The organism is Desulfobacca acetoxidans DSM 11109 (assembly GCF_000195295.1).
GTDB classification, from domain to species: Bacteria; Desulfobacterota; Desulfobaccia; order Desulfobaccales; family Desulfobaccaceae; genus Desulfobacca; species Desulfobacca acetoxidans.
Genome location: NC_015388.1, coordinates 2,028,041 through 2,047,412 on the forward strand (window position 1 = coordinate 2,028,041; position 19,372 = coordinate 2,047,412).

A 19,372-nucleotide genomic window follows, 5' to 3' on the forward strand; every position below is an offset into this window, starting at 1 on the left:
CGACATGAACTTTGATGTCAAGAGCCGCTATGCCAAAGCGTCTACGATCACTGTGACCGACGGGCGTGGTCGCACCGTCACCGCGGTTGTCCCGCCGGAGGCCCCCCGGCAGATTTTCCTCGGTTATCATGTCCGGCGGCAGGGGGAAGGACTGGACCATCTGGCGGCCCGCTACCTCAATGATCCGCATGGGTATTGGCGCCTCGCCTTGATGAATGACGCCATGTTTGCCGAGCAGATCAGCGAACTGATTGAGATCGCCATTCCGGCCAAGGGAAGTTGAGCTCATGGTCTGGGGCACTGTCATTGTCGCCGGGGGCAGGCGAGCCGATGATCTGATGGGATTGTTGCTGGCCGAAGTGCACGAGGAAGTCGGCAGGCCGACGACGTTTTATCTGCGCTATCCGGTGGAGCGCGATGCGGACGGCGACCTCTTTCCACTCAAGGAGGCGCGCCTGGCGCCCGGAGCCGAGATCGCAGTCTTCCAGCGCGGTTCGGGTTTCAATGATTGTCTGGTCAAAGGCTACGTCTTCAGCCATCAAATCCGGCTGATACATGGGGTGGAGGGCTCAACCGTGGAAGTGATCGGCGGCGACAGCACCATTCTGATGGATCGGAAGACAAAGATTACCCAATGGGCCGATAATACCAGTGACAGCGACGCAGTGTCCAGCATCGTCGGCGGCTATGGTTTGACGCCCGAAGTGGAGAGCACCAATACCCGCCATCTGGAAAACAAGCGCACGCTCATTCAGCACGATACCGACCTGAATTTTATCCGTATGCTGGCACGGCGCAATGGTTACCTGTTTTGGGTGCGCGCTGATGAAACGCTTGAGGAGACGGCCTACTTCAAACCGGTACAGTTGAATGCCGTGGCCGAAGCGCCCCTGTTGACAATCAATCTGGACAACCCGAATATGCGCGCCTTTGACATCACCTGGGATGTGGAGCGCCCGACGAGCATCATCGCGGCAGCCTACGACGGCGCCGCCAAAACGATAATGGATGGCTCCGGCGCGCCGCCGCCGTCTACATTTGCCGGGGACGTGCCGCTCAACGCCATTGCCAGTGAAGTTCGCTCCACCAGTATTATCGCGGCGGTTGCCGACGTGGGCGATCTCACCGGCCGGGCCGCGGGCGTGCTGAACGATACGAGTTGGTTTGTGCAGGCGACCGGCACAGTCAGCGCCCAGGAAGTTGGTGCCGTGATTCACGCCCATACCCTGGTCAATGTGGACGGGGTGGGCACCCGTTTCAGCGGTTCCTATTTTGTGGCGGCGGTCCGGCACGTCATAAGCAGCGACGATCACCTGATGACCCTTACCCTGGTGCGGAATGGATGGAGGGCCTGAGGTCCGCCGGGCCGATATCTTTCCTGACTTCGCTAACCCGGAACGGAAGTTGCCATGCTGTTAGACAACTACAACCTCGATGCGGTAGTGACCTGGATTCGTAGCCATTATTTCGGCAAGTACGCCGGCAGAGTGACTGATACGAACGATCCCCTCGGCAAAGGGCGGCTGAAAGTTGAAGTTCCGGATGTGTTTGCCGACGGGACGGCGGTATGGGCCATGCCGTGCGTACCGTATGCCGGAGATCAAGTGGGGTTCAAGAGTTTCCCGCCAGTCGGGTCAAACGTGTGGATCGAGTTTGAGAAAGGCGATATCAGTTACCCGGTGTGGGTCGGATTCTTTTGGGGGGATGGCGAAATGCCCTCCGAAGCCGGGCAGGATGACAACGTCAAACTGTGGAAAACGGGTGCGTTCACTATCACGATTGATGACCAGGCGGAGGAGATGGTGATCACCGCAAACAGTGGGGCCACGTTGACGATTTCCACCGAAATCAAGGCGGAAGTGAGCAGTTCGACTGCTACCGTGGCTACCGGCGGGATAACCCTCGAGGGAAGCGGCAAGAAGGTCGAAGTCACCCAGGTGAGCGTCAAGATCAACGACGGGGCCCTGGAGGTAACCTAGTGGGCCAGCCCTTCGGATCTTGCAGTTGCAGCAATAAATCGAAAGGATGGGTTAGATGGCCGGACGCTTATTGACTACGCAGACGCAGATGCAATGTCCGCACGGCGGGCAGGTGCAGGCGGTGAGTTCCAATACCCGGGTGAGCGCCGGCAGCGGTGCCTTTGTGTTACGGCGAAGCGATACCTTTACCATCTCCGGTTGCCCGTTTCAGATCCCCGCACCATCCGGTACGATCCCCAGCCCGTGCGTGCGGGTCGAATGGCTAGTAGCAGATATGTGTCTGAAAGTTGATCAACAGCAGACCCTGAGCGAAGGAAGTGTTGGACTCTGCTTCAGCGCTCAACAGGCTCCGCAGGGTACCGTGAGCGTCGTTAACACGCAGATGCGGGCAAGCAGCAGGTAATACTGACGCCGCTACCTGGGTTTGGCTATAGTTCCTAAAGGGATAGGCCAGGCAGGATAAGAAAGGGACGCACCATGCCGGCACAACCGATTTATAGTATCCGATATCCGGTAGGGGTTGATACGGCGCTGGGCCGAATCGCCGTGGAAACAAATTATGCCAAGCACGTCGAACAGATGATCTTGCAGGTCTTGCTTACTAATCCTGGGGAACGGCCCCACCGCCCGGATTTTGGCTGCGGGGTGCGGCGCCTGCTGTTTGCACCCAACGATCCGACCCTGGCGACGCTTACTCAGGTAACCGTCTACCAGGCCCTCACCCGCTGGCTGGGCTCGGTCATCGAAGTCGGCGCGGTGGAAGTGCAGGCCCTGGAGTCCACGTTGGCAGTCACGGTCCGTTATGTCTTGAAAGCTCGCATGGAACGACGAATTTTGAATATTGAGGTGACGCGATGACCACCGGGGCCGAAGATCGCCTGGAACTGCTCTACGGACAGTCGGTCCTGACGGGGATTGACTTTGTCTATGTCTATGAATCGCAGGATCGGTTGGATGTATTCTTTTTGCGTCCGCCCGAAACCCTGGACGTCCCGTTACCGGGAACAATCCCGATCAGCGCCGTTCGCATTGAGAATACCCGCGACCGGGGGATGCCGGAGGTAACCATTACGGACCTGAACTGGGCGGTGGTGGGCGGACGCACGGTCATGCGGCTAGATGTGATCCGACCGGCTTCTTGGGCGGATCACCGGCTGACTATTATTGATCCTGCCCTGCCGCCGCGTCTGGACCCCTATTATGATAGTAAGGTGTTCAATTTTCAGGTAAACTGTGAAACCGGCCTGGACTGCGAACCTGAGGTAGCGTCGCCCTTTCCGGAATCTTATGTTGATTATCCGGTCGACTATACAGCCCGCGACTTTCTAAGCTTTCGTCGGGCCCTGCTCGATTTCGCCGCGCAACGGTATCCGCATTGGCAGGATCGGCTGGAGGCGGATGTCGGCGTGATGCTGGTTGAGGTCATGAGTGCGCTGGCTGATGAAATGGCCTATAGTCAAGATCGTATCAGCCGGGAGGCCTACCTGTCGACCGCCACGCAGCGGTTCTCGCTCCGGCAGCACGCCCGGTTGGTGGATTATGAACCCTTCGAAGGTCAGGCGGCCAGCACGATCCTGGATTTTACCGCATCAGCGGCAGGCGTTATTCCCGTAGGGACTCGCGTGACCGATGCCGATGGTGTCTATACGTTTGAGGTCGGCACGGGACTTTTTGATCCGAGCGGCGGTTATGGCGTCGATCCGGCTCGCAACCGTTTTATTCCGTATTTCTGGGATGAGGATGATGTGGAACTCCCCGCCGGATCGACGAGGATGGAGGTGCGCGGAGCAGCCGCGGCGGCTTTTCCGCCTTTGAGCGGCGGCTACCCGATCTTATTGCAGACCAACCCCCTTGATCCTGCCGATCCGGCGGTACGGTTGTTTGTGCGGTTATTGAGTGTCGTGGATCTGGTTGACCCGCTGACCGGGAATCCGATCAGCCGCTTCACCTGGGACACGCCGACGCCGTCTAGCCTGGATAAGACGGCATTGGAGGTGCGGGGCAATATTGTTCCGGCGACGGCCGGTTTGACGAAGCGGTTTGCCTTCACCGTGGGAAGTTCGAGTGATCCGGAGGCACCGCCGGACCATACGCTTGTCCGGCGCGGCGCCGACGGGGCGCCGATTTATCGCATCAGCCTGCCCGGGAGCGAGGAGAATGGGATCGCCTATGTCTACCGTGAGGCACGCGGGGCGCTGGGTGCTGAAATCCGGCTTTACCGGGCGCAGAAAATCGGGGGCGTCTGGAAGCCGATTACGACCGAGGAATGGGAATGGCGTAATTCGCTGTTGGGCGCGGCATCATCAACAGCCTTTGATCAGCATTTCACCCTGGACGATGGCACCTGGGGGCGGGTGGTCGGCTATCCTATTCCGGGCGGCGAATACCTTCACGAAGATTACAAATTCGGCGCGGGATTGACGATTCGCTTCGGAGATGGCGAGTTCGGCCTGATCCCGCCGGAGGGAGCGGTGTTTATTGCCGACTACCGCCTGAATATGGGTGAGAACCTGCCGCGCCACGTCCTGAGGCGCATCGATCCGGCAACGCCGATCCCCTTTGTGGCCGCAGTAACGAATCCTGTCGCGGCGAGCGGGGCGCTGCCGGCCGAGAGCGCCGGGAGCGTGCGGGCCAAGGCGCCGGAGGCCTTCCGCGCCGTCACCTATCGGGCGGTCAAACCGGAGGATTATGCTGAAGCGGTGGAACGGCTGGACTCAGTCCAGAATGCCGGGGCGTCGATGCGCTGGACGGGAAGCTGGCGCACCATCTTCGTCAGCGCCGACCCGCAAGGCGCCGTGGAATTGACTGAGACAGAGCGGACCGCGATAAATCGGCAGATCGACCGCTTCCGCCAGGCAGGGCAGGATGCCCGGCAACGCCCACCGCACTATGCCGACCTGGAGGTGGAGATCACCGTCTGCGCCGAACCGACATCCTACGCCGGGGCAGTCAAAGAGGCAATTATCCAAGCTCTCACCGGTCCGCAGGGCTTCTTCTCGCCTGACAACTTTACCTTTGGGACGGTCTTGTCTCGCGGCGCCCTGGAGGCAGTGGTAGGTGCAGTTGCCGGGGTGCTGGCAGTGGAAAAAATCCGTTTCCGGCGACGGGGGCATTTTAACTGGCGGGAGTTTGGCTGTTTCGAGGCGTTCTACGCCCCGGGAGTTGATACGATTATCCGTTTGCAGAACGACCGCCTCTATCCGGAGCGTGGTACGATCGACGTCATCGTGAATGGAGGTGCCTAGCATGACCGCCCATGCACTATACCCCGGGCGTCCGCAGGAACCGGCGCAGATCAAGATTGCCCCCGGATTGAAGATGATCCTGACATCTCGGCAGATCGGAATCTTCCCGGCGTTCAGGGCGGCGCTGTTAGGGGATGCTTCACGGGAGACGGCGCTCCGCCGGGCGAACTGGTTGGGCCGCGACGTTGAGGACTTTGGCGTCATGCTTGCCGAGATGTTTGCCTATGTGTGCGATGTCCTGGCTTTCTATGACGGATTCATCGCCAATGAGTCGTATATCCGGACAGCGTTGCGTCTAAACGCTATCCGGACACTGACCGGGCTGATCGGTTATATTCCCCGGCCGGCGGTGGCGGCGATGGTAGATCTGGCCCTCTCGCTGGAAGGCCGCTTGCCGGTAACGGTTCCGGTCGGGGCGGCATTTCGGTCGGCGTCGTTCCTTACTGTACAAGGCGAAGAAAAGCCGCAGGTTTTCACCGCGCTCGCCAGCGGCACATTCCATCCGCTGCGAGCCAGGTTTACCCTGTTGCCTCAGCCTAAGGAGAAGCTTGCCGGGGCAAGTGGCAGTACGCTGCTGACCGGGTCACTATCATGCCAACGAGGATCAGTTACAGTCAAAGCCGATGATCCGATCCTGGTCCGGACCGGCACCAGTCATGCCGCAGCCTTGGTAAAGCAGATCGAAAATACCGAGGACGCCGCCGGCTACCCGATCACACGAGTGAAGTTCGGTTCAACCCTCAAACTCCTGGGCGGGACGCCGATCGTGGACACGGCCATGCAACGGCCGACAGGGACGGCATACGTTAAAAGCGCCGACTATGTCTACGTCGACGGCCTTGGGTATCGTTATAAAAATGTTTATCTGGATGCCCTGTATCCTTCGATCAAGCCGGGTGATCTGGTGTTGCTGCGCCGAGGCGTTTTCGTCCGCTGGTTTACGGTTTCGTCAGTGTCTACCTATAACTGGACGGTACAGTCGGCCCAGACGATCAGCTCGACGTATGATGGGAAGACGCTGACAACCACGGTTCCCGCCGTGAAAACGCCCGTGACCAGACTGGTCTTGGATACGCACTGGGATGAGGCGGCGCGTTGCGCCCCGGAAGACACGGCGATGTGGTCAGGGACGGCTGTCACAGACTGCACGTTCTATTTCGGTATGCACACTGCCGGGAGGATAGTGGGCGAAGCAGAAGCCAAGATCGGGGCCCAGGATAGTCTTAAAGTGCGGGAAAAGGTAGAGGCGGTTGCTGCAGAATATCAGCCGGAGAGGTTTATCCTGCGTGATCTGGACGAAAACGCTGTCAGCCTTGGCGGGGCGCTTTCTACAAACGGCATTTTAACCGTCAGCGAGGCGGATAGCTGGGGCGCCGGTTTGACGCCGCCCGTTAGCCTTTATGGGGCAATTTTGCGGGCCAGGCGCGGCGAAAAAGTGACCGCTGAAGTCTTGGGCATCGGGGACGGCAGTATTGCTAACCAGACCTTCAGGCTGAGAAAGAAGCCGCTCACCTACCTGGACGCACCCGAAAGCGAGCTAGGGGTGAGAAGCACCCTAAAGATCTATGTAGACGGCGTCAAGTGGCGAGAAGTCCCGCGTTTTTACGGCAGGGGAGGGGAGGAACGGATTTATATTGTCCGCCAGGATGAGAAGGGCGACAGTCTGATCACTTTTGGCGATGGCGAGCACGGTATGCGACTGAAAACCGGGACGCACGTGGTCGGACATTATTACTTCGGTGCGGGGAAAGCCACCCCGCCGGCCCGGACAATCACCCAGATGGTCACTCCCGTTAAAGGTGTCACGGCCCTGGTCAATCCCCTGGGCGCCTTTGGCGGGGCCGACGCCGAAAGCCTAGCAGACATCAAACAGTATGCACCGCGTTCAGCGTTGATGCTGGGTCGGGCCGTCTCGCTGGTGGATTACGAAGCTGTCGCCGCGGCGAGCAACGGGGTGCGTTCCGCCAGAGCCGAATGGCGCTGGAGCGGAGTCCAACAAAGGCCGGTCGTCAAGATCTGGTATATCGGGGCAGGAGATGTAGGCTCGCTGATCAAACAGCGACTGACGACCGTGAGCGCCGAGGGGGTGCCTTTCGAGGTTGAGGCGGCAAAGGTCATCAAGGCCTGGTTGCACGTTTCGCTGGAAATTGACCCTGACTACCTGAACGATATGGTGACGGGGGAGGTCGTGCGCGTCCTCACTGCGGCGCTGGCTCCAGAAAAGGTGGGGATAGGTGCGGCGCTGGTCCGTAGTAAGGTGCTGGCGCTGGCTGCGGGAGTGGAAGGCGTTGTTGCGCCTCAGGGGCTCTACATTAACGGTTATCCTTACCTCAAGCCGGGTTACCGTCCACCGATGGGGACCTATGTTGAATTCGTCAAGATAACTGCAGGGGTCTAGACCGTCCTGGTAATGGATATGATTCATGAAAGGATTGCACCATGAGCGATGATACGCCCGAGGTCCTGCTGGTCAACGACGGCTATACCGAGTACTACGCTGAAAAGCTGTGGGCGATGATTCCGGCAGTCTATCGACATGAGGATGGGATTGCTGCTGATCCGGGCGTACTGCGCGCCCTGGTGACGGCCTGGGCTCGGCAGGCGGCAGCCCTCAGGCGGAGCCAGGATCGGACCTGGGAGGACTTTTTCATCGAGCTCTGCAGTGCGTGGGCCATTCCCTACATCGGCGATCTGGTCGGGACGCGACTGTTGAGCGCCCTCAATCGGCGCGGCCAGCGGATCGATGTGGCGAAGACAATCTACTACCGTCGTCGCGGCGGAACGCTTAGGGTGCTGGAAGAGCTGATCGCAGACGTCACTGGCTGGGAAGGTGTGGTCATTGAAGGTTTTAAGACGTTGATGCGGACCTTTCACAATCTTGATTTAGCGCCGGTTCCGGCTGGAAGACTGACGCTCACCTTGCCGGGCGGGACCCCGGATCTGCGTCGCAGCGAGGCTGCCGATCTGGTGGGGACGCCGTTCGATGAATATTTCCATACCCCGGATGTCCGTCGGACTGCGTCGTATGGCATCCCCAAGTTGATGTTTTATCTGTATCGGCTGGGAGCAGTCGAAGTGCGCGGGGTCGATCCCCTGCCGCAGGCGGCGCCTGTCGGGGCGGCTTTTACCTTTGATCCCAGCGGGCGCAGCGTGCCGTTGTTCGCCCCGCGTACCCGTCCGGAACAGTGGGAACACTGGCGCCATGCCAGAGAGTACGAATTACCCCGACCGATTCCTTGCCGCCTGCTGGCAGAGTCTCGTTACCAGGTAAACCTGGAGGATGCCGCCACCCTGGTGGCCGAGGTGGGGCTGACTGCGGCGGCGGCGGCTGATCTCCGTTCGATCGCCGGGATTCACTTCAAGAGAGAAAGTGAACTGCGCACCCGTCTTGCCATGCTCCCTCAGGCGGCGGAACTGCTTAGTGCGGGGGTGTATCCGGAGATTTTGCGCCTGGCCGAACTGCCGGATTGCGGCAAGTTTGCCCTGCTGCCCAACGCTGTCAGTATACGGTTGGATGGCTCTTCCGTCTGCCTGGCCAATCATGAGGTAGCGGCGGCAGATTTGTCGGTCTGGGAGGCCTTCCCATTCCACAAGCGCGCCTTAATCGATCCGGAAGGCGGACGGTTACTCATCTACGACCCGGTTCCGGCCAGCGTTCTGGTGGATTACCATGTCGGGGTCTATCAGCCTGTGGGGGCGGGCGGCTTTTCCCGCCGTTTTTCCGCGAGGCCGGATACCATATTTGGTGGTGGTGGTCCTTTAGGCGCCATCCCATCCACGGGTGTGGTTTGTATTTCAGACAGCCGGACCTATTCTCCTATTGCCGATATATCGGATATTCGTGGCCTGGTCTTGGGGGCAGTCGATCAACAGCGACCCTATTTGCGGCTCAACGCCGACTGGACCCTCACCAGTGCGCCGCCAGACCCGGCCCAACCCGATCCGGTGATGACGTTGGAAGGCCTGTGGGTTGGCGCCGTGACCGATGAACGGGCGATCATACTGTCCGGGGATTTCGAGCAGGTAACGATCCGTTTCTGCACCTTCGATCCCGGAGGGTTGGACGTCAACGGCAACCCTATTCCACGCGTGCCCCTGGTGGTTGCCGGGTATGTCGAACGTCTGGTGATTGAATCGTGTATTCTGGGAGCGATCCGCCTTGCCGGCCCGGGCGCTATCGAATCATTGGTTATCCGGGACAGCATCCTCGGAGCAACCGGCTCGGCAGAGGCGGTATTAGAGATCGGAGTGGGCCTGGTTGACATGGCGCGGGTGACCGTTCTGGGGGGAGCAGTAGACGTGTTGCGATTGTATGCCACCGACTGTCTGATTGCCGGTAAGGTGGAGGTCGCCGATACCCAGGCCGGCTGCTTTCGCTTCAGCGCCGCGCTGCTCGGGTCACGTCTGCCTCGCCCCTACGAGTCGTTCACCCTGGAACCAGGGACCGCCAAGGCGCTTTTTGTCAGCGATGAGTATGGTCAACCCGGTTACGCCATGCTCCAGCCGGGAGCGCCGGAGGCGGTGGCGCGTGGCGGGGAGGACGGTACCGAGATGGGGGTTTACCATCGGATGGGTGCTCCGTTCAAACTGGATGGTCTGCGCGCCAAAGTTACCGAGTTTATGCCGTTCGGACTGCTGCCCGTCTTCGTAGTAGAGACCTGAAACGTGGATTAACCCGCTTGCCGAAAGTAGACTGATTTCGCTAGCGTACAAGGGGGTATCGTTGTGGGAACCAAAGATGCGTCGCGGTCGATGTTCGACCCGAAAAAACACTATACAGGCACGTGGACGCTTCAGGGGCGGTTGATTACCGACTTTGACGAGAATGACGGCAGATCGATAGCTTTGGAGGAAGGGCGGCGCACCCGCCTGGACATCATCGGCGCTTATGGATCACCCGACGATGGCTTCCGCGTCAAGAACGTGCGTTCGGTGGGCGGATTCCTCGAATTTGACCTACTTGCCGGGTCTCTCTACCTTGGCGGCCTGCGTCTGGAACAGGAAGATAACCAGACCTATAATACGCAGCGGGACAATCTCCAGGTGACCCGTATCCCTGCCGGAGGACAGGGACGGCGAGACCTGGTATTTCTGGAGGCTTATGAAGCGCCGGTGACAGCGGTAGAAGACGGTGAATTACTCGATCCCGCCGTCGGCGTTGAAACCAGTGCCCGCAACCGCCGCTTTCAGCGGATCCACGTTCTGACGAACGTCAGCGCCGGGACTTGTGATCAGGCCTGGCAACTGCTCGAAAAAGAAATGAAGGATCACAAATGGGGCGTGATCGGGCAGGACTGCCGCCAGATGGTGAACACCCGATTGACCGTCGGCTTTACCGAAGAAGGAGTTGATGACGACCTTTGCGAGCCCCCGCGGGAGGGTGGCTACCAGTATGCCGAGAACCAGGCTATTCGCGTCCAGCTTGTTGAAGGTGGCCATAAACTCACCTGGGGGTTTGACAACGCCGCACCGCTCTACCGAGTATCTCTTTCGGCGGATCGCCGGAAGGTGACGTTGATAACCCCGCCACGCGACCGGTACAGCACACCCATTGTGGGGCAGGTGGTTGAAATTCTGCCCTGGGGCGCACTCCTCGCCAACGGTGAGAAAACTGCCGGTCTCAGCGGCTACCTGACGCGCCTTACCGCCGTCGATCCATCAGACGAAACAGCCAACGCCGCCATCACTTTGACCCTGGCTAATCCGGTTCCCAATGGTTTTGACAGATGGAAAAATCGCCCGGACGCGTCCCAACTGGCAGAGAATGGCATTTTTTACTATATGCAGATCTGGAACCGGGGGGGCGATATCACGTCGCCGCCAGCGATCCCATACACCTTCGGAACGCCGCTTGTCCTGGGTACCACCGGCCTGGAGATTACCCTCACGGGTGATGAGGCCATGGTCGATGATTACTGGATCATTGCAGCCCGCCCGGAGACGCCGACCCGGGTTTATCCCTGGCAATTGGAGAGTGGTGCCGCTCCCGAAGGTGTGCCGCGCTTCTTGGCTCCCCTCGCATTGATTCACTGGAAGCAGAACGGTTCGATTGACGTTACTGACTGTCGACCGCCATTCCGGCCGCTCACTGTTAGGGAAGGGTGCTGCACCTATTGTGTGGGCGATGGCAAGAACAGCGACGGCGATTACAATGACCTCGATATGGCGCTGGAGCAGTTGGGTGGTCAGGGGGGAAAAATCTGCCTGTTGCCCGGTATACACCGCGCCGACGTCAACCTTGTCGGCCGCCGTAACCTTACGATCAGCGGATGTGGTTGCTGTTCCAAACTGATTCCGAAGACCTTGAACGATAGTCCGGTGATCAAGATCAACGACTGTTCAAGGATAGGGCTTGGCAATTTCGAGATCATTTCGGTCAACGGGTCTGGGATTGCCGCCGAACAGGTAGCCGGTTTGCAGATTGAGGACATGAAAATCCTCGCCGGGAAAATCGGCATCGATGTTGAGGATAGTCAGGACTTGATTATCCGACGCACCGTCATCCGTATGCTGGACAAGGAAGGCGGCGACGTCGGGATTTATGCTCAGGGTGAACGTCTGGCGATTGAGGAGTGCGATATCCAGGTTATACCTGGCGGCAAACTGCCGGAAATCTGGACCGGGGAGGACAAAACGCCGTCGGTGAATCCGACCGATCCTTGCCTCGATCCGAGCGATTTTTATGATAATCTGGCCTTTTTGGTCTATTATGTCAATTGGAGCTGGAGTGTTGATACCTTTTATCTGCCGATCGACAACCCTTATCAGACTCTCGGTGGCATCCAGATAGGCAGTGGCGCCGAAATCGTCACTATCCACCGCAATACCATTATCGGCGGTGCGGGTAATGGGATCACCTTGGGAAGTGACATTGCCGACGTAAATCTCGCTGAATTCGAACCGCCGCCGGGTGGGGCGGAGGAATTCCCCGAAGTTACCCTGAAACAGGATTATGAGATCATCAGTGGAAAGGTCTTGTTGGACAACGAGGCCATCGGGGATTTGACCCTCACCTTTGATGACGGCAAAGGGTTTGTCCTGCCGTTAAAAGTTGACGCCAGCGGTACTTTTTACGGCAAACTGCCAGCCGGTGTCTATAGCGTTGGGATAGTCGACAGTCAATTTGGGGTTAGAGAGATCGAACCGCTGGGCGAAGGCAATTATGGGACGGGCCTGTATTATATATATCTCGAAGCACGGGAGGAGAGAGCGCCCCGAGGCGGGGAAGATCTGCTGGCGTTCATTCATGATGTGACCATCGATTACAACCGGATTGTCAACATGGGGTTCTCCGGCATCGGCGCCCCGCGTTTTACCACAGCCGATATCGCCGCTTTGAGTGAGTTCAGTTTTGCTATGCGTGGCAAGGCGAACCTCCAACTTCTGTATCTGGTCTATATCGCCACCGGCACCATTACCGGTTTTGTCGTTGATTTGACCATTTACCGCAACACGATTACACGCTGTCTACAGAATGTTCCCCTAACCAAGGTCGATCAATTTGCTATTGAGCGGGCCCTGGGAGGTATTTCCCTGGCATTGTGCGACGGAGTGAATATCGAAGAGAACATGATTCAGGACTGCGGTCGTGATGCGGCAACGCCGGTGTGCGGCGTGTTCCTCTCGTTCTCAATTGATGTGACTATTCGCGAAAATCACATCTTAAACAACGGACAGGATCGCCGCGCCGAACAGGCGATCAAGGAATATGGAGCAGTGAGTGAGACGGAAGAGAGCGAGCTGCCGGGGTCTATTTCGGAAAAACGGGGTTCCTACAACCGGTATAGAGTAACCAACGCCTCCGGTTATTTGGCCGCCAATATTCCGGACATAGATTACGGCCGCGGCCCGCGTGCCGCAATCCTGTTGCCGATCTGCCTCAGCGCCAATGTGTTTGCCGGCGGGGCGGCTCAGGAAGCCGTAGCCAGCCTTAATGCCCAGGGGTTAACGGGGGCGGCGCAGGGTCGCCACGCGGCGCGGATTGATGGCAATTATGTGATCCATCCTTTCGGCAAGTCATTGTTTGTCGGGGCCGCAGGTCCGCTTTCGATCACTGATAACCAGCTCATCAGCGATCGCGCCCTGCCGCGTAGCCTGGACGCGCTGGCAGGCGGTTTGAGCGGCCGGGTTGCCGCCGGCTTTGTGCTTGGGCCGCTCGATCTGTTCGCCTCCAATGTCATGGTAGTGGACATCTGTCCGGGTGCATACCTGGTAGAACAGTTAATGCTGAGGGGATTGAAAGCCGAAAGTATGGAGGCGGCCGCACAGGTCCAGCCGGTGCAGATACCGTTCGGCTATCCCGATGGCAACATTTTGTTTGCCGGCAACCAGATCAAGCAGGGTGATGCCGGGGATCGCCCTACGATAGTCACGATAGCCACGATGGACGATGTAAATTTCGTCGATAACCAGATCGATGTGCTGAATGCCACCGGCATTGTAACCACAAGTATCATTTTGGGTGCAACTGCCCGCGCCGCTAACAACCGCCTGAAAGAACCTCCGTTGCTGGCTCTGAAGGCAAACCTGGCAGGAATGATCGCTGAGGGAAGGGTCTCCCGCTTCTCGCTGCTGCAGATCGGCATGCTGGCCGGCGGAATGATAAACAACCAGGGACAGTATTGCTTCAAATTGTTTGGCATTACAGATAGGTGTTTTGAGTCGGCAAATTTCGGATTGAATACGAATACCATGAACTGCGGGGAAACAGTAATCGAAACGATTCCCACCATCTATGTGCAGATTCTAGAATGGCTGTTGATCGCCAGCGCCAGATTTGCCTTGGCTTTGAGTAAATTAGGGTAATAAAACTAAATACCTGGAAAGGGAGAGCCACCATGGCGCAATATAGAGAATCAAAACCCGAAGACGATGCCTTCAAACGGTTGAGCGACCTGCAGCGGTTGGGACAGGCATTATTTGAGCGCGAAGCTGGGAGGCTGGCCCGGAAACACGGGATTAATGATCCGCGGGTCCAGCGCATGATCCGCACTGCCAGCGGTGCCGGAGATATGCTCAGCGCCCTGGAAACTGCTCTGGAGGCAGCGCCCGAGGAGGTGCAGGCCGATCAGGATGAGATCGTCATCTATGGGCGCGTGGCCTACGATGATCTCAAGGGAGCTGCCAGTGTGGTAGTCGCCATCGAAGACACCGAGGGGCGGGTAGTGCCGGCCGCCGGCAGCACCACCACCGAGACAAACGGACGCTTTGCCTGGCGCATCCCGCCGAAAGTGGCGGCGAAGTTGGCCGGCAAGGACTATATTGTAACGGTGCGTACTCGCAGTGGAGAAGTCATCTACCGGACTGCCGAGACGGTCAGGCTCGATGTGAACCGCACCTTTAATGTCGAAGTGAATCTCGGGGCACACAAACCCATCCGTCGACCTTCCGCTGAATCTGCGACCCCGAAACCCCCGCAGCAACCCGCAGAAACCGTCAATTATAGCGTCAGTGGTCGGGTTGTTGACGCCGATGGCAAACCCGTAGCCGGTGTACTGGTGCGCGTTTATGATAAGGATGTCCGATACGATGATCTATTGGGAGCGGCGCTGACGAACCGTAAAGGAGAATTCACCGTAACCTACCGCCGTCAGGATTTCAGCGAAGGCGAAGAACTGGCGGATTTATATTTCGTGGTGGTGGATGCCGATGGCAGAGAATTACTCTCGACGGTTGATCACGTCAGGTTCAATGCCGACCGGATAACGTTTGTCATCCTGACGCTGCCAAGAGAGGTTGAGTAAAAAGGGAAAAGCGCCTCCACATCCTGGCCTGCACCGCTATTTCCGTCCCCGCCTTTTTAGCTTGCACCTTGATGAGCTTTCTCTTACAATTCTGATGGATTCGAGATAATTCAAAGGTCATCTGGCAGTCAGCTCCTTTAACCTTTTCTCGGACGCCATTTCTCAATGCGGGGAACCATGCCATGCTGCGCTGTTTACTTGTGATTATGTTGTCGGTGTTTTTGCTGCCGGCCTGCGAAACCATACTCTATCCTCGGTTTGAATCGTCAATGTGGCAGAGTTATTTCCGCCTTCAGGATATCAAAGCGGGTATGAGCAAAGACGAAGTCATTGCCCGGATGGGTCCCCCTAAGGTCACCGAGGAAGGCTCTCGAGGCAGTTCCCATTACACCATTTTGATGTACCAGACTCATACTATGGACCAGGCCGGCAGTGAAACCATTCGGGGCGGCTACACCCCGCTGGTATTCGAGGGAGATCGGCTGGTGGGCATCGGTCAGAGAGCCTATAACCGAGCCCTGGCATTTCCAGGGAGGGAGGCGCAGGAGGGTCTGCCCTATGAATTGACTCGCTGAAACGGAGCACCTCTCAATCTGTTCTAGAGGAGTTCCATCCACTATATAGCAAAACGTCCGGTCAATCCCGTAGCCGTTTAGTGAATGACGGGAGGGATGTCTCTTTGCACCTCCCCCGCCAACTGCCCGCAGGCGGCGCTGATGTCAGCCCCCCGGCTTTCCCGGATCAAGGTGGTGTAATGTTTCTGAATCAGAATATCTTGAAAAGCGAGAACTGCTTCCGGGGTTGGACGTTTAAAGGGGAGGCAGGAATCGGGGTTGAAGGGAATCAGGTTGATTTTGGCCCGAAATCCCTGGAGCAGGCGGGATAACTCCCGGGCATGGGAGGGAGTGTCGTTGATCCCTTGCAATAGGACATAGCAGAAGGTAATGCGCCGGTGGGGCGGTAAGGGAAAGGCCCGACAGGCCTCTATGATCTGAGCAAGGGGGTATTTTCGGTTTACCGGCATCAGTTGGCTGCGCAGGGCATCGTTGGGGGCATTGAGAGAGACCGCCAGATTTACCCGGATGGCATGGCCCAATGCGGGAATCAAGGGCGCCAAACCGACGGTGGAGACGGTCACCCGCCGATATGAGAAGTTGAGTCCCCAGGGGGCAAGGATAATGGTAAGCGCCTTCACCAGGTTGGCAAAATTATCCAGTGGTTCGCCCATCCCCATGAACACCAGATTTGAAATAGCCTGTCTTTTCCCTACCAGGGAGCGAGCCGCCAGCACCTGATTAATAATCTCTGCCGGACTAAGATTGCGGGTTAGCCCCCGACGTCCGGTCAGACAGAATCGGCATCCCTGGGCGCAGCCAACCTGGGAGGAAAGGCATAAGGTGTAGTGATCGTTTTCGGGGATGAGAACGCTTTCGATGACTTCGCCATCAGACAGGCCGAAAGAGAATTTCTCGCTGCCGTCCGCAGACCGGCGGCGGGCCAAGAGGGCCAATTGGCTGATATACGACTTTTCCTGCAAGAGATGGCGAACCTCTTTGCCGATATCCGTCATGGCATTAAACTCGGTGGCGCCTTTAAAGAGCCATTTCTGCACCTGCCGGGCGCGAAAGGGTGCCTGCCCCCAGGAGACCATGAGCTGTTCAAAATCGGTTTGGGTAAGTTCCTTGAGATTTATCAGGTCTGACATGATGATTGGCGCAATATGGCGGTGAGAAAACCCCGGCGAGCCTGAATCAGTCCAGTTTCACCGGTTTTTGGCAGGCTTTATGATCCCCGCAGCCGCTCCAGTTTTTCCTGGTGGGCCTTGCATTCGATGCATAACGTCGTGACCGGACGAGCCAGCAGTCGTTTTTCCCCGATGGGTTCCCCGCAGACTTCGCAAATCCCATAGGTACCGTCTTCAATCCGCTCCAAGGCTTCCTTTATTTTAGAGATTAACTTACGTTCCCGATCTCGGATGCGCAACATGAAGTTGCGATCTGTCTCAAGACTGGCCCTGTCAGTGGGGTCGGGAAAGGAGTCGAGAGCATCCGCCATGCCTGTGACAGTCTTATCGGCCTCTCCGAGAAGTTCTCTCAACCGTTCTTCCAAGGCCTCTTTAAATTGCGCCAGCCGTTCCGGTTCCATCTCCCTTAGCGCCTCCCTTGCGATCGAAAATTATTCGCTCGGTGCCGTTGCCCCAAGAGTGTAGTTTCCGCTTTTGCCACCGCTTTTCTGCACCAGGCGTATCTTTTCAATGACCATACTCCGGTCGATCGCTTTGCACATATCATAAATCGTCAACGCGGCTGCAGCCGCGCCGGTTAGGGCCTCCATCTCTACCCCGGTTTTAGCCTGGGCTCTGACCATGACCTTGATATTCAGGGTCAGCCTTTGGTGGTCCGGGGAAAAGTCTATCTCAACCGCGGTGATGGGAATAACATGGCACAGCGGAATAAGTTGCGATGTATTCTTGACCGCCATGATGCCTGCCAGTCGAGCTGCAGCCAGGGCATCGCCCTTTTTGAGACTGCCGCCGAGAAGCAACGGGAAAACTTTGGGTCCCAAAAAAATAGAACCCTCGGCAATAGCCTGGCGGACGGTTTCCGGTTTGCTGCTGACATCCACCATGCAGACCTGCCCATTGGCGTCTAAATGCGTAAATCTGTTATCTGCCGGAGAATTCAAAGGACTCATTTCCTATTCATTAATCTCTCTTCTCTTCCGGTAACTTTCATGAGCAGCGTCAGTTTGGGGGGCTCTCGGTCTGTTGCTTATCTGAATTTTTATAATCAGATCTCCGGGCTGGCGGCCACCCCATCCCGGCGCTCCGAGGCCGGGGAAAAGAAAAGTCTGTCCGGAAAGAGCGCCCCTGGGCAAGTCGAAGGCAGTGCTTCCAAAAAGTGTTGGTATTTCGATCATTCCCCCCGTAGCTGCCTGGGCAAACGAGACATCTAAACAGCCATAGAGATCCTGTCCTTTGCGGGTGAAAAAACTATCCGGCTCGACATGCACTACCACAACGAGCCGCCCCGGCGTTCCTTGCCGTGATCCTTCTCCTCCCTGCCCGGCAATCATAATGCGGTCGCCGTCTTCCGTACCCGGAGGGATCACAATCCGGTATCTCTGTGACGTTTGAGTATATCCCTCTCCGAGACATTGCGGGCAGGGATGGGTAATAATCTGTCCTAATCCTTGGCAGACCTGGCAGACGGCGCCGATGCTGAGCTGCCCCGGACTGGCCCAAAGACGGCCGCGCCCCTTGCAGGCGGAGCAGCTCTGGTAATAACTCCCCGGTCGCAGTCCAGTGGCCTGACAGGTCTTACACGGCGCCAACCGTTGAAATTCAATCTCTTGTTCTATGCCCCATATGGCGGCAGCAAACGAAATCTGCAGGTCATAGCGGAAGTCCGGTCCGGTATGGCTGCCACAATACTGCAGCCTGTCTTCAAACCCAAAAAACGCCGCCATGTCTGCTTTGGTAAAAGATTCCGGCCTGACGTTACCGTTATCTGAATAAACACCGGGACGCTCTTTCTCCTCGGGTGTCGATGCCACCTGCGCTCGGCGCTGGGCGCAGATTGCGGCATAGGCATCAGCCAACTCTCGAAACCGGGCCGTTGCCTCCAAATTGTGGGGATTGCGATCCGGATGGAATTTCAAGGCCAGGAGTCGAAACCGCCGCCTGATCTCAGCGACGCTGGCTTTGGAAGAAACGCCCAGAAGGCGATAACACTTAGGCGCGGTCGGCATGATCACCACCGAGAGGTTGCCAGTCACTCTTCCCCAACTCGCCGTCTCCACATTCAGCCGGGGCACTCTTGCCAGCCCGCTCCCAGGCCCAGCGTGCCAGGGTAAGCTTTCCCAAGGCCTGCGCCTTGGCTGCGGCCTGTTCCCATAGCTCCGGTGCCGATAACCCTTGTGCTTGTAAAATCCGCTCCAGGAGGTAGGCGTCTCCCGTCTGCAAAGCAATTTCCTTGAGCTGTTCCAATCCCGGACCGTCTCCGGCTTTAAGAAAGAAATCCAAGGCGTCAGCCAACGCACCTGCATTCAGGAACATAGTGCCATAGTCCCGGCAACGCTCCGCCGAGAGTTTGGCGTCATCCAGAAATCTTTTTTTCTTTAAAAAACCAGGCACCTTACTCACTATCATAAAACTCCGCCAGTGCTGATCTGAACAATATTTCACAACATTAACAAGTACCACTCTAAATTATTAAATGTAGCTAAAATTCTTTTTCTTGTAAACCATATTTATTAGCCTTAAATTCATCTTCAAAACCATCAGGATTATCCGGCTAAAACAGGAGAGGAATCCGGATCAGATAATTTCGGCGGCCAAGGGCCGCTATAGAGTAACAGATTGTCATTCTTAAATAAAAGCACCAGTTAAACCCAAAAATGGCTA

The 19,372-nt window shown here is 57.3% G+C and carries 16 protein-coding genes; 11 read left to right on the top strand and 5 right to left on the bottom strand.

Translation table 11 applies throughout. The features are described from left to right. Nucleotides 1-4: 4 nt before the first annotated feature. The 11 genes from DESAC_RS09040 to DESAC_RS09090 all read left to right on the top strand — a co-directional run bounded on the left by DESAC_RS09040 (nt 5) and on the right by DESAC_RS09090 (nt 15,542). Nucleotides 5-283, top strand: a complete 279-nt coding sequence (locus DESAC_RS09040; RefSeq protein ID WP_013706760.1) for a hypothetical protein — start codon at nt 5-7, stop codon at nt 281-283. Between the two features lie 4 nt (nt 284-287). Next, nucleotides 288-1,355 (top strand): phage late control D family protein, encoded by a 1,068-nt coding sequence (locus DESAC_RS09045; protein WP_013706761.1) that lies wholly within the window; start codon nt 288-290, stop codon nt 1,353-1,355. Nucleotides 1,356-1,409: 54 nt separating this feature from the next. Continuing rightward, nucleotides 1,410-1,979: a phage baseplate assembly protein V gene (locus DESAC_RS09050; protein WP_013706762.1), complete on the top strand. Its 570-nt coding sequence runs from the start codon at nt 1,410-1,412 to the stop codon at nt 1,977-1,979. Between the two features lie 55 nt (nt 1,980-2,034). Then, nucleotides 2,035-2,382 (top strand): hypothetical protein, encoded by a 348-nt coding sequence (locus tag DESAC_RS09055; protein ID WP_013706763.1) that lies wholly within the window; start codon nt 2,035-2,037, stop codon nt 2,380-2,382. 74 nt (nt 2,383-2,456) lie between these two features. Next, nucleotides 2,457-2,837 carry a GPW/gp25 family protein gene (locus DESAC_RS09060; RefSeq protein ID WP_013706764.1) on the top strand — a complete coding sequence of 127 codons (381 nt, stop codon included), beginning with the start codon at nt 2,457-2,459 and terminating at the stop codon, nt 2,835-2,837. Further along, entirely contained in the window at nt 2,834-5,224 is a 2,391-nt protein-coding gene (locus DESAC_RS09065) for a baseplate J/gp47 family protein (RefSeq protein WP_013706765.1), read from the top strand. Before DESAC_RS09060 ends, DESAC_RS09065 begins: the two co-directional genes overlap by 4 nt. A gap of 1 nt (nt 5,225) precedes the next feature. After that, nucleotides 5,226-7,622: a baseplate J/gp47 family protein gene (locus tag DESAC_RS09070; RefSeq protein ID WP_013706766.1), complete on the top strand. Its 2,397-nt coding sequence runs from the start codon at nt 5,226-5,228 to the stop codon at nt 7,620-7,622. A gap of 41 nt (nt 7,623-7,663) precedes the next feature. Further along, a complete protein-coding gene (locus DESAC_RS09075; RefSeq protein ID WP_013706767.1) occupies nt 7,664-9,886 on the top strand; it encodes a hypothetical protein in 2,223 nt (740 codons plus the stop codon). A 63-nt stretch (nt 9,887-9,949) separates the two neighbouring features. Further along, the gene (locus DESAC_RS09080; RefSeq protein ID WP_013706768.1) at nt 9,950-14,029 is read left to right on the top strand and encodes a right-handed parallel beta-helix repeat-containing protein; all 4,080 of its coding nucleotides are present in this window, start codon (nt 9,950-9,952) and stop codon (nt 14,027-14,029) included. 32 nt (nt 14,030-14,061) lie between these two features. After that, a complete protein-coding gene (locus tag DESAC_RS09085) occupies nt 14,062-14,967 on the top strand; it encodes a transthyretin (RefSeq protein ID WP_013706769.1) in 906 nt (301 codons plus the stop codon). Nucleotides 14,968-15,149: 182 nt separating this feature from the next. Next, nucleotides 15,150-15,542 (top strand): DUF3192 domain-containing protein, encoded by a 393-nt coding sequence (locus DESAC_RS09090; RefSeq protein ID WP_013706770.1) that lies wholly within the window; start codon nt 15,150-15,152, stop codon nt 15,540-15,542. A 77-nt stretch (nt 15,543-15,619) separates the two neighbouring features. Here the strand turns inward: DESAC_RS09090 and rlmN are convergent, their stop codons facing one another. From rlmN to DESAC_RS16285, 5 genes are all read right to left on the bottom strand, one after another. Next, nucleotides 15,620-16,675 carry a dual-specificity RNA methyltransferase RlmN gene (gene rlmN / locus DESAC_RS09095; protein ID WP_052301926.1) on the bottom strand — a complete coding sequence of 352 codons (1,056 nt, stop codon included), beginning with the start codon at nt 16,673-16,675 and terminating at the stop codon, nt 15,620-15,622. A gap of 74 nt (nt 16,676-16,749) precedes the next feature. Continuing rightward, nucleotides 16,750-17,112: an RNA polymerase-binding protein DksA gene (gene dksA / locus DESAC_RS09100; RefSeq protein WP_013706772.1), complete on the bottom strand. Its 363-nt coding sequence runs from the start codon at nt 17,110-17,112 to the stop codon at nt 16,750-16,752. Nucleotides 17,113-17,142: 30 nt separating this feature from the next. After that, nucleotides 17,143-17,652, bottom strand: coding sequence for a cyclic pyranopterin monophosphate synthase MoaC (gene moaC, locus DESAC_RS09105; protein ID WP_013706773.1), 510 nt, complete (start codon nt 17,650-17,652; stop codon nt 17,143-17,145). Nucleotides 17,653-17,664: 12 nt separating this feature from the next. Further along, complete coding sequence (locus DESAC_RS09110) at nt 17,665-18,717, bottom strand: J domain-containing protein (protein ID WP_041283897.1); 1,053 nt, start codon at nt 18,715-18,717, stop codon at nt 17,665-17,667. Continuing rightward, the gene (locus DESAC_RS16285; protein ID WP_013706775.1) at nt 18,701-19,117 is read right to left on the bottom strand and encodes a hypothetical protein; all 417 of its coding nucleotides are present in this window, start codon (nt 19,115-19,117) and stop codon (nt 18,701-18,703) included. The genes DESAC_RS09110 and DESAC_RS16285 overlap by 17 nt, the downstream gene beginning before the upstream one ends. Nucleotides 19,118-19,372: the final 255 nt, after the last annotated feature.